The organism is Microbulbifer regidiadema (SeqCode), from assembly GCF_052466995.1.
On record NZ_CP174297.1, the window covers coordinates 4,308,731 to 4,320,160 of the forward strand.

The following is an 11,430-nucleotide window of genomic DNA, read 5'->3' on the forward strand; positions in this document are numbered from 1 at the left end:
CACTTCCCCAGGCCCTTTTGCATTTAGCTTTGATTATTTTTTTTGATGAAAAATTTGGCTATTGAACCCTGAGCAAATAGTGATAGGCTTCGCATCTTTACGTATCTTTACAAATAGAAGGGTTAAAAGGAGTTTGGGATGGAAATCCGTCTGCGTAAGATCGCTTTAACCGGGGTTGTTACTCTGGGAGCCTTGGGTTTGGCTGCCTGCGGAGGCGGCGGCTCTGATTCCGGGGATGTGCCGGATTCACCGACCGTTGTTGACGGCACCTGGGAAGAGGGTAACTTTTTGCCCTCCTCAACCTATGTAAACCGGTGCGTCTCTCCCCGCAGCGGCATCAACCCGGTAACGGATTCTGCGTACGCAGATGTAGCGGGCACTCGTGAGAATGAGAATAACTGGCTGCGCTCAATGAGCAATGAGCTCTACTTGTGGTACGACGAAATTGAAGATCAGAACCCCGCTGATTTTGACGATTCCCTGGCTTATTTCGACGAGCTGAGAACGTTTGCCCTGACGGCCTCCGGCCAGGAAAAAGATCGCTTCCATTACACGGTTCCAACTGATGAATGGATATCGGAAACCGAATCCGGGGTTTACGTCGGTTATGGGGTTCAGTGGGCGCTACTTTCCAGCACACCACCACGCAAGGCGGTAGTGGCGTATCTGGATGAGGAAAACGGCGGCGATCTGCCGGATACTATAACCCGGGGTGCTGAAATTATCAGTGTGGACGGTGTTGACCTGGCTTACGGTGATGATGTCGATACCTTAAATTACGGTATGTGGCCGGCAGCCGAGGGGGAATCTCACAAATTTGAAATCAGACCCCTGGGTTCCTCAACGATTGAAACTGTTACTTTGGTTGCAGCGCCGGTGCAATCTGACCCTGTGCAATATGTTAAAACCCAGGTGACGGAGTCGGGCCACAAAGTTGGTTATATGTTGTTCAATGAGCATATTGGGACCGCAGAAGCGGAACTGATTGATGCGGTTACCCAGCTCGAATCTGAATCTGTTGATGAGTTAGTTCTGGACCTTCGCTATAACGGCGGTGGCTATCTCGATCTAGCTGCTCAGCTCGCCTATATGATTGCCGGTGATGTTACGGTAGGGCGAACATTTGAAACCGCCCAGTTCAATGATCAGCACCCGGAAACCAACCCTATTACTGGAGAGCCGCTGGATGGAACTCCTTTTCATTCAACCGGTCTGGGTTTTATTGACGACTCTTTATATGGGCGAGAACTACCGACTTTAAATCTGTCACGCCTATTTGTTCTGACCAGCGGAAATACCTGTTCTGCCAGTGAGGCCATTATCAATGGTCTGCGTGGAATCGATATTGAGGTTATTCAGATCGGTGAGACCACCTGCGGTAAGCCCTATGGTTTTTACCCGCTGGATAATTGTGGCACTACTTACTTCACCATTCAGTTCTCCGGAGTGAATGCAAAAGGTTTTGGCGATTACTCTGACGGCTTTATGCCCAATGGTAGCTACGGCACTGACGCCGATTTACCCGGCTGTGTGATTGGTGACGACTTTGATAACCTCTTGGGTGATGAAGATGAAGCGCGCTTTGCCACTGCGCTAAATTACATCGAGACAGGAGAGTGTGGGGATATTGCAGTCAGCGCATTCTCTATCTCGGGTGAAAGCCAGAGTGCTCCGGTTTTCGATGCGCGAGTCACCAAAGAAGTCTCCCGCAGTAATCGTATAATGGTGAAATAAAATGAAATTGGCAGCTCTGGCTAAGATTTGTGGTTTTGCAATGATGTGTCTCGGCTGCTCCTCCCAGCAAAATGCTGAAACGGCTCAAGCGGCACTGCTACAAGAAACGAGTCCCGAAATTCGGAGCGTGTTACAAGCGGCGGTTTCGCAAGCGCTGGGAGGGGTTAAAGTAACTCTGGGCCCGAAGGCGTTTGTGGAAGATAGTGTTTTGGTGGTCGAGAAAACCCCAAAGCAGATGGCTTTGATTGGCCGGGGTATGGGGCGGCCGATTAAGTTCCAACTGGTGGGTAATGGTGAAAAGTGCTGGCTGACGCGGCTTTCCAGTGGAGATTCGTGGGAAGTGCCGGTGTTGTGTAAACCTGTTTCCAGGGGTTGAGAAATAAAAAAGGGAGCGCTAGCTCCCTTTTTTATTTAACGCAGCAAATTAGACTTGCGAATATCCGGCTTTTGCGCCGCACGGAAAATCAGGGCGATTTTGCCGATTTCCTGCACCAATTCGGATGAGGATTTCTCGCAGAGTTCGCCGACGATCTGATGGCGAACTTCCCGGTCGGCAATCATCAGTTTGACCTTGATCAGCTCGTGGTCTTCGAGCGCGCGGTTCAGTTCTTCCATCACCCCCTCGCTCAGCCCATTGCCGGCTACGGTCACGACAGGTTTCAGATTGTGACCCAGAGAGCGAAGAGCTTTTTTGCGGTCGGCGGTTAAAGGCATACAATACTCCATTACCACTTTGTGGAATTCGATGTGGGAACGGCCACAGGCCGCGATCGTCGCCAGCGTTTGTTCGGCTGACTCGATTGCGGTTAGTGGCCGCTCTTACAATTAAGTTGTAGTGATTGTAGGCATTGTACCCGATGGGCCGATCTAAGAGCAGCCACCGTTGGCTGCGTGAACATTTTAATGACCATTACGTCAAACAGTCGCAGAAAGAGGGCTACCGCTCCCGTGCCAGCTACAAGCTGCAGGAGCTGCAAAACAAGGACCGCCTGTTTAAACCGGGCATGACAGTTGTCGACCTGGGCGCAGCCCCGGGGGGCTGGTCCCAGGTGGCTATGGAACTGGTTGGACACAAAGGCCGGGTGTTGGCGTCAGATATACTGCCGATGGACCCGCTGGCCGGCGTGGACTTTGTCCAGGGGGATTTTACCGAGGAGTCGGTGCTCGGTGAGCTGTTACAGCGCATGGGCGATGAGCTGGCAGACCTTGTGATTTCCGATATGGCCCCCAATATGAGTGGGATACGCGATGTTGATCAGCCCGCTTCCATGTATTTGGTCGAGCTGGCAGTCGATATGGCCCGGCAGGTGTTAAAACCCGGCGGTGCATTTGTTGCCAAAGTATTCCAGGGAGAGGGTTTCGACGAGTTGATACGCGACCTGCGCGGTAGCTACAACAGTGTCGTCACCCGTAAACCTGGAGCCTCCCGTCCCCGCTCGCGTGAAGTGTATGTGGTGGCGCGAGGATTTAAGGGCTGACGGCGACTGACAATATCGGCGTATTTCTAGTCTGGGCCCCTATATGGTATAAGCGATACCTGTACTGGGGGCAAAGGCTGTTTACCCCCGCACCTATACTGGGTTTATCCGGTATCGATGTGGCCGGCGCTGCCGGAATGGACGGATTTTGATTGCGAGAGGGCTATCCCTTTGAATGATATGGCAAAGAACCTAGTACTGTGGTTGATCATCGCAGCGGTACTGCTGATGGTTTTTCAAAACTTTAAACCGCAGTCCCGGGATGAGGCCCTCAGCTACTCCGACTTTGTTCAGGATGTGCAGTCGGGCCAAGTTAAGAACGTGGTCGTGGATGGCCTGGTGATCACCGGTGAGAAAGCCGATGGCAGCCGCTTCAAGACCGTTCAGCCGCAGATTATTGACGATGAACTCACCAATGAGCTGGTGCGCAGCAATGTGCAGTTTATTGGCCGCGAGCCCGAGTCCCCGAGTATCTGGCAGCAGCTCCTGGTAGCCAGCTTCCCGATCCTGATTATTATCGCCGTGTTTATGTTCTTTATGCGCCAGATGCAGGGCGGCGCCGGCGGTCGCTCCGGGCCCATGGCGTTTGGTAAGAGCAAGGCGCGCCTGCTGGGTGAAGACCAGATCAAGACGACTTTTGCCGATGTCGCCGGTGTCGACGAAGCGAAAGAAGAGGTACAGGAGCTGGTAGAGTTCCTGCGTGACCCTACCAAGTTCCAGCGCCTGGGAGGCAATATTCCCCGTGGTGTGCTAATGTGTGGCCCTCCCGGTACCGGTAAGACCCTGCTGGCCAAAGCGATTGCCGGTGAAGCCAAAGTGCCTTTCTTCTCCATTTCCGGCTCTGACTTTGTCGAGATGTTTGTGGGTGTGGGCGCCTCCCGAGTGCGGGATATGTTCGAGCAGGCCAAGAAGCAGGCCCCCTGTATCATCTTTATCGATGAGATCGACGCTGTTGGCCGCCACCGCGGCGCCGGCGTTGGCGGTGGTCATGACGAGCGCGAACAGACCCTGAACCAGCTGCTGGTTGAGATGGACGGTTTCGAAGGCAATGAGGGCGTGATCGTGATTGCCGCCACCAACCGCCCGGATGTCCTCGACCACGCCCTGCTGCGCCCGGGCCGTTTCGACCGCCAGGTATTTGTCGGGCTGCCGGACATTCGCGGTCGCGAGCAGATTCTCAAGGTCCATATGCGTAAAGTGCCGATGGACGATAAGGTCGATGCGCAGACAATTGCCCGCGGCACACCCGGTTTCTCTGGTGCCGACCTGGCCAACCTGGTCAACGAAGCCGCCCTGTTTGCCGCCCGTGCCAATAGACGCACTGTGACTATGGAAGAGTTTGAGCGCGCCCGTGACAAGATCATGATGGGTGCCGAGCGCAAGTCCATGGTTATGAACGAGAAGGAAAAGGTGAACACCGCCTACCACGAGGCCGGTCACGCGATTATTGGTCGCCTGGTACCCGAGCACGACCCGGTACACAAGGTAACCATTATTCCCCGCGGCCGCGCCCTGGGTGTCACCCAGTTCCTGCCAGAGGAAGACAAGTACAGCCTGTCCAAACGCGCGATCGAATCGCAGCTGTGCTCCCTGTTCGGTGGCCGTATTGCCGAGGAGATGACCCTGGGCATCGATGGTGTTACCACCGGCGCCTCCAACGATATTGAGCGAGCCACTGATTTGGCGCGCAATATGGTGACCAAGTGGGGGCTGTCCGAGAAGCTCGGCCCATTGCATTACGGCGAAGACGAAAGCGGTCAGCCCGGCCAGGGCAACCCGGTTTCCGGTAAGACCTCCTATGAGATCGAAGCTGAAGTGCGCCGCATTATCGATGGCTGCTACGACCGGGCGCAGACACTGCTGGAAGACAACCGCGATATCCTCGAAGCGATGAAAGATGCGCTGATGGAGTACGAAACCCTGGATGCGGAACAGGTGGACGACCTGATGGCTCGCCGCAAGGTTCGCGCGCCGAGGGATTGGGACGACAACAACTTCGGTTCCGGTGGCAACAGTCCGACCCAGGATACTGAAACCACAGAGTCCTCAACTGAGGCGGACAAGAGCAGTACGGTCGGCGGCCCGCTCAACGGCCACTGATTCTCCGAAGCGACTAACTGGACAAAACCAAATGCCGGGTTGGGGATAGGGCGATAGCCTGCCCCGATCCGGCATTTTTTATTGCAGACAATGAAAATTATTTGCGCTAAGCACACCTTAGATCTCACCCAGCCTGTAGTGATGGGCGTTCTCAACACAACGCCGGATTCCTTTTCCGATGGGGGCCACTACTACGCCTCCGGCAGCCTGGATCTGTCCCTGGCTTTGCAGAGAGCGGAGCAGATGCTCTCTGAGGGCGCGACAATTCTCGATATCGGCGGGGAGTCGACACGTCCTGGCGCCACTCCGGTATCCGAGCAGCAGGAGCTGGACCGGGTGGTGCCGGTGGTTGAGGCGATCAAAGCGAACTTTGATGCGATTATCTCTGTCGATACCAGCACCCCAGCGGTGATGCGCGAGTCGGCCGCCGCCGGGGCGGGGCTGATCAATGATGTTCGTGCCCTGGAGCGCCCCGGTGCCCTGGAAGCCGCCGCAGAGACTGACTTGGCGATCTGCTTGATGCATATGCAGGGGCAGCCCGGCACTATGCAGGATGATCCGTCTTACACTGATGTTGTCGGGGATGTCGCCAGATACCTGCAAGCCAGGGTCGAGCGCTGTATTGGGCTGGGGGTTGCTCGGGATAGGCTTATTGTCGATCCGGGCTTCGGTTTTGGTAAAACCGACGCGCACAATTTGGCATTGTTGCGCAATTTGTCGCAGCTGGCGCCGGCGGATATGCCCATACTGGCGGGCTTGTCGCGCAAATCGATGATCGGTCGTCTGCTCGATCGGGATGTAGATGGTCGCCTCCCCGGCAGTCTGGCTCTGGCGATGCTGGCTGCGCAAAGGGGGGCAAAAATATTGCGTGTCCACGATGTTGCGGAAACTGTCGATGTGCTGCGTATGCAGCAGTTGGTTGACCGCGCCCCCTAATCAGAGATGTCTTACAGAGGCCCTAAGCCGCAGGGCCCTGTTGTAGTTTTCCGGCACAAAAGAAAAGCGGCGAAGTACACTATTGAGAAGCGTTATGGAAAGAAAGTATTTTGGCACTGATGGTATTCGCGGTCGCGTCGGCGAGGGGGCGATCACTCCCGACTTTATGCTGCGCCTGGGATATGCAGCGGGCAAGGTACTGGGGAGAACGTTCAAGGCTAAACACCACCGCCGCCCCCGCATCCTTATTGGTAAGGATACCCGGGTCTCCGGCTATATGTTTGAGGCGGCCCTGGAAGCGGGCCTGATTAATGCCGGTGTCGATGTCGCCCTGCTGGGGCCAATGCCGACCCCGGCGATTGCCTACCTGACCAGGACTTTCCACGCGGGCGCGGGTATCGTAATCAGTGCCTCGCACAACCCCTACCACGACAACGGCATCAAGTTTTTCAGTGCGGAAGGCACCAAGCTGCCAGACGAGATTGAGCAGGAGATTGAAGCTGCTCTCGAATTGCCGATGGAGACCTCGGCCGATCTCGGCCGTGCCTATCGCATCGACGATGCGGCGGCGCGTTATATCGAATTTTGTAAAGCGTCCACTCCCTGGGGCTTCTCCCTGGAGGGTTTGAAAATAGTCCTCGACTGCGCCAACGGTGCAACTTATCACGTAGCGCCGATGGTATTTCGTGAGCTGGGGGCGGATGTTAGCGTAATTGGCGCGGGCCCCGATGGGCTCAACATCAACCTGGATTGCGGCTCCACCAACCCGCAGCAGTTACAGCGAGCCGTGGTGAAGCAGGGTGCGGACCTGGGCATCGCCTTTGATGGCGACGGCGACCGGGTACTGTTTGTCGACGCCAACGGGGAGTTGGTCGACGGCGATCAGCTGTTGTATATCATCGCCATGCACCAGCATAAAATCCTCGGCGGCTGTGGCGGTGTTGTCGGCACCTTGATGAGCAACTACGGCTTTGAGTTGGCCCTGCGCGATAACAAGATCCCATTTGAGCGGGCCAAGGTTGGCGACCGCCATGTACTTGAGAAGATGTCTGCCAACCAGTGGAAACTGGGGGGCGAGTCTTCCGGCCATATTATCTGCGCCGATGCGTCTACCACCGGTGACGGCATTATTGCCGCGCTACAGGTGCTGCGAGGTCTGTGCGACTTTGCCGAGCCCCTGCACCAGCTTAAATCCCACATGACAATGTTCCCCCAGCATATGATTAATGTGCGGCTGGCCCATCGCGACGGCGTGCTCGATCATGCAGAGGTCAAGGCCGCCGTTGCCGATGCCGAGCGCCAGCTGGCGGACAGCGGGCGTGTACTATTGCGGCCATCGGGCACGGAGCCGCTGATCCGGGTAATGGTCGAAGGCCGCGACAGCGCCCTGGTGGAGCAGCTGGCCAAAGATATTTCCTCCGTGGTGGAGCGAATTGGAAACAACTGATCTGCTGCGATTTAACCCGTAGTAAATCGGTCCTACCGGGGCGCAGGGCAAACTCGTATAATTTTGGTTGTATGTTGGCGCCAATGTCGCTAAGATTTGCGCCCCTTGAAGGAGCACACATGCGAACACCGCTAGTAGCAGCAAACTGGAAAATGAACGGCAGCCGCGAGTTTGCCGAGCGTTTTTTCACCGACCTCAACCTCGAAGGTGTGACGTCTGGTGTTGTTGTCTGTCCATCTTTCCCGTACCTAGGCCTGGTGGCTGATGCGGCGGAAAAGAGCGGAGGTTTTAGCCTGGGTGCCCAGGACCTCAGCCAGGAGCCCAAAGGGGCATTTACTGGTGAGGTTTCCGCTAGCATGCTGCTGGATTGGAATACCCGTTACGTGATCGTCGGGCACTCCGAGCGCCGTAGTCTCTACGGTGAAACCAGTGAGTTGGTAGCGAAAAAATTTGTCGCGGCCCAAAAGGCGGGACTGACTCCAATACTCTGCGTCGGGGAAACCCTTGCGGAGCGCGAGCAGGAACGCACTCTGAGCGTGGTTGCCGAACAGCTTCAAGCCGTCGCCGATATCATCGATTCAGCTGACTGGAAGCAGTCCGTAATTGCCTATGAGCCGGTATGGGCCATTGGCACCGGAAAAACGGCTAGCCCTGATGAGGCCCAGACTGTACATGCGTTTATTCGCTCACAGTTGGGAGATTTGGGCGCTGAAGTGCAGATTTTGTATGGCGGTAGTGTAAAATCCGCAAATGCCAGCGAGCTTTTTGCTCAGGCAGATATTGATGGTGCCCTGGTGGGCGGAGCCTCGTTGGATGCCAGCGAGTTTGCCGAGATTTGTCGCGCTGCTGTTTGAAGGAATAGCACGCGGATTAGCGAATACTGAATAACGGGTTGTTGAGACCCCGGTAGAGAGTTTCCAGAAGATGGAAAAATTGGTATTAGTTGTACACGTATTGACTGCACTGGGCATTATCGGCCTGATCCTGATGCAACAGGGCAAAGGTGCCGAAGCTGGTGCATCCTTTGGTGCCGGCGCATCTCAGACAGTTTTTGGCAGTCAAGGTAGCGGAAACTTCTTTTCCCGCTTGACAGCAATTTTTGCGACGGTATTCTTCGTCACCAGTTTTGGTCTGGCCATTCTGGCAAAGCAAAGCTCAGATACCAACGTTGATGCGGACCTTCCGCAAATTCCAGCGGCGGTAGAGCAGATTGGCCCAGCCGAAGAACTGCCGGCTATCGATAGCGATATCCCGCAGCTCGAAACAGATTTGGAAACTGGCGATATCCCACAGATTCCTGTAGACAGCAACAGCTCAGAAGAGCCCGCTGCTAACCAGGAAGGTGAGGAACAGCAGTAACAGATTTTTGCCCAGGTGGTGGAATTGGTAGACACGCTATCTTGAGGGGGTAGTGAGCTATGCTCGTGCGGGTTCAAGTCCCGCCCTGGGCACCACACAAAGCTTCGTTAAACTGAAGCAAAAAGCCCTGCTAAGCAGGGTTTTTTTATTTAAGCGCTATAGGCTTGTCATGCGTCTCACAGTGAAGACTCTGCTCTTCCGCAATGGTGCTTTGATTTTGCCGATAGCTGCCGGTTATCGACAGTGATAACCTGTCGGAAAGTGAGAAACAGTAGTAACAGATTTTTGCCCAGGTGGTGGAATTGGTAGACACGCTATCTTGAGGGGGTAGTGAGCTATGCTCGTGCGGGTTCAAGTCCCGCCCTGGGCACCACATCAAGATCCGAAAAACTTCGGAATCATCCAAAAAGCCCGGTAGATCCGGGCTTTTTGCTATCTGCAAGGTATGCAGCCTTCCTTCTTGTTCGCTGTCATCCAGCGCTCTCTGCTGCTGCATTTTCTGCTATCTGGTTCAATTTAGGGACTGCTAGCACCAGCGATTGGCTTGTGGATAAATGGGGGCTATCTGGTAGCTCTGTATCTGACACTTCCGCCCCAGTGTTCAATTCTAGCCAATATAACTTGAGCCTAGGATTCAGCTTTAAATCTTAACTTTGGCCGAGTGGGGCACTGGTTTCTTGCCCTTTCATGGCTGTGGGTGGTGGGCTTTCTTGTCGTTGGTGCAATGTTCGTCGGTTTCTCGATGTGGCTTTACTCTGGAATGTATGGTGAGGATGAATGAAGATTTTTACAGGCGCGCATCTGCATAGCTGAATTGTGCCGCCCCAGTGGCCTATGTGATTTTGAGCTGACTATCAAACTGCCGCTTCTGCGGTTTGGGGCTCTGTACTTGATCGACCCTTTGTCGGTTTGAAATAGGTGAAGCCGAGCTTAAATTTCAGCATTGCACTTAGCTGAAGATACATAGACATTGCGATTAATATTCGGGTTTTCCCCTCTATTCATAACGGCAACCCAGTGGGAAGAATGCTTTTTCATAGCTTATCCTTGCTGTAAGTTAAGAGATAGAATTAGTAGGAATTAGCTTTGCCAGGCTGGGGGCGGGCTGCCGGGTTTGGTGATGATCAAATCGCTATTAAATTCTCCATCTCGACGCCACTCAGGATAAATCCAGCGCTCAATTTCACGTGTGGTGCTTGCCTTGGCATTGGGCCATTTATATTGGGCTTCTGCCAGTTGTTTTTGTGTATCGATACCCGGCTGAAATTTAATGCTGTTGCATACAGAGTCGCGAATACTGTTCATTGCGGTTAAGCAGGGTTTAACCGGGGCATAACCCAGATATCTAAAAACAATGCTCAGATAATGCTCGCTGCTTAACGGTATAAATAAGCTGCTGGAAAAGTAGGTGTCGTGATGGGGGTTGTGCTTCAATTCTTCCGGGGGGGTTGACTCTATGCTCTTCAAAAAATATTGCTGTAACTCCGCTTAACTCATAGAGCTTCCAGTTAACAGGGGCTAATTGCACATAATAATCAGGGCGACAAGGGCCTGAATAATATAAGCGGCGCATAACCACCTGCTCCAAATGCTGAGGATTTAAACAGCTCATATCACTGGGAAGTTTATCGTGGCGATTCAAAATAAGCCTAAAATCAATCGTGCCAATAGGACGGCTGTGCCAGATGGGGCCAAATAGCTCCCAGCTCCTTTCTATAAAGCATTGCCTGGAAACCCCTTCACGTTCCCAGTCTTCGTACCCGCTATCAGCGATATAATCACTAGGATCAAAAATATTGACCCTTTCTGGGTAGCTGGTTGGGTCGAGATCGGCAAAACTGTCGTAGCAAGAGTGGGGCGGGAGGCTAAGCTCTAGGCGGTTGCCAGAAAAATCAATGGAGATTGCTTCCCGTTTATTGCGGTGGGGGATATAGGGGCGGCGACGGGAGGCGAAAAGGCGGTTAAGCATTGCTGAATAAACCCTTTGGGTGCTTATTATTCTGATTTTATTCTTCATGGAGTTTTATAGGTCAAAATTTTTCTAGGGCAATTCATTGTCACTTTGACATCCACTTAATTCACAAATTAGAAGTCGTTTTCTGAGAGTGCTGGCGCAGTAGGCTATTGGTATCCTTATTTAGGTTCCTCTCTAAAAATTAATGAGGATATAAAAAATAGACCTTTGCATAAAGAGCCTCACTAATATTCTCGTATAGAGAAAACTCTTTACCGTTATCGGTGGTAATAGTGTGCCCGAATTCAATTCTGAAGTATATCAGTTAATCGCCTGGAAAATAATGGCTGGATGGCGGCGATATCTGTCGTTTCTTATCCATCAAGGAGTTAAGTGATGTAAGGTTTGGATGCGAAAGAAGC

General features: G+C 53.5%; 11 protein-coding genes and 2 tRNA genes. 10 read left to right on the plus strand and 3 right to left on the minus strand.

Translation table 11 applies throughout. The features are described from left to right. Positions 1-138: 138 nt before the first annotated feature. Both ACJJIK_RS18845 and ACJJIK_RS18850 read left to right on the plus strand, forming a co-directional pair. On the plus strand, positions 139-1,734 hold the full coding sequence (locus ACJJIK_RS18845; protein ID WP_444929786.1) for a S41 family peptidase: 1,596 nt from the start codon (positions 139-141) through the stop codon (positions 1,732-1,734). 1 nt (position 1,735) lies between these two features. After that, positions 1,736-2,110, plus strand: a complete 375-nt coding sequence (locus tag ACJJIK_RS18850; protein ID WP_444929787.1) for a hypothetical protein — start codon at positions 1,736-1,738, stop codon at positions 2,108-2,110. Between the two features lie 35 nt (positions 2,111-2,145). Here the strand turns inward: ACJJIK_RS18850 and yhbY are convergent, their stop codons facing one another. Further along, positions 2,146-2,448: a ribosome assembly RNA-binding protein YhbY gene (gene yhbY / locus ACJJIK_RS18855; RefSeq protein ID WP_108734403.1), complete on the minus strand. Its 303-nt coding sequence runs from the start codon at positions 2,446-2,448 to the stop codon at positions 2,146-2,148. Positions 2,449-2,591: 143 nt separating this feature from the next. Here yhbY and rlmE point away from each other — a divergent pair, with 143 nt between their 5' ends. The 8 genes from rlmE (at position 2,592) to ACJJIK_RS18895 (ending at position 9,427) form a co-directional block, all read left to right on the plus strand. Then, positions 2,592-3,212 carry a 23S rRNA (uridine(2552)-2'-O)-methyltransferase RlmE gene (rlmE, locus tag ACJJIK_RS18860; RefSeq protein WP_444929788.1) on the plus strand — a complete coding sequence of 207 codons (621 nt, stop codon included), beginning with the start codon at positions 2,592-2,594 and terminating at the stop codon, positions 3,210-3,212. A 180-nt stretch (positions 3,213-3,392) separates the two neighbouring features. Next, positions 3,393-5,312, plus strand: coding sequence for an ATP-dependent zinc metalloprotease FtsH (gene ftsH, locus ACJJIK_RS18865; protein WP_444929789.1), 1,920 nt, complete (start codon positions 3,393-3,395; stop codon positions 5,310-5,312). Positions 5,313-5,402: 90 nt separating this feature from the next. Then, complete coding sequence (gene folP / locus ACJJIK_RS18870) at positions 5,403-6,248, plus strand: dihydropteroate synthase (protein WP_444943555.1); 846 nt, start codon at positions 5,403-5,405, stop codon at positions 6,246-6,248. A 94-nt stretch (positions 6,249-6,342) separates the two neighbouring features. Beyond that, positions 6,343-7,695, plus strand: a complete 1,353-nt coding sequence (glmM, locus tag ACJJIK_RS18875) for a phosphoglucosamine mutase (protein WP_444929791.1) — start codon at positions 6,343-6,345, stop codon at positions 7,693-7,695. Between the two features lie 119 nt (positions 7,696-7,814). Next, entirely contained in the window at positions 7,815-8,549 is a 735-nt protein-coding gene (tpiA, locus tag ACJJIK_RS18880) for a triose-phosphate isomerase (protein WP_444943556.1), read from the plus strand. A gap of 70 nt (positions 8,550-8,619) precedes the next feature. After that, complete coding sequence (gene secG / locus ACJJIK_RS18885; protein ID WP_444929793.1) at positions 8,620-9,054, plus strand: preprotein translocase subunit SecG; 435 nt, start codon at positions 8,620-8,622, stop codon at positions 9,052-9,054. A 9-nt stretch (positions 9,055-9,063) separates the two neighbouring features. Next, positions 9,064-9,149: transfer RNA gene (locus ACJJIK_RS18890), tRNA-Leu, on the plus strand. 192 nt (positions 9,150-9,341) lie between these two features. After that, positions 9,342-9,427: transfer RNA gene (locus ACJJIK_RS18895), tRNA-Leu, on the plus strand. Between the two features lie 707 nt (positions 9,428-10,134). On the opposite strand, the gene ACJJIK_RS18900 is transcribed toward ACJJIK_RS18895, so the two are convergent. Together ACJJIK_RS18900 and ACJJIK_RS18905 are read right to left on the minus strand one after the other, a co-directional pair. Then, positions 10,135-10,359 (minus strand): hypothetical protein, encoded by a 225-nt coding sequence (locus ACJJIK_RS18900; RefSeq protein ID WP_444943557.1) that lies wholly within the window; start codon positions 10,357-10,359, stop codon positions 10,135-10,137. Between the two features lie 40 nt (positions 10,360-10,399). Continuing rightward, positions 10,400-11,071 carry a hypothetical protein gene (locus ACJJIK_RS18905; protein ID WP_444943558.1) on the minus strand — a complete coding sequence of 224 codons (672 nt, stop codon included), beginning with the start codon at positions 11,069-11,071 and terminating at the stop codon, positions 10,400-10,402. Positions 11,072-11,430: the final 359 nt, after the last annotated feature.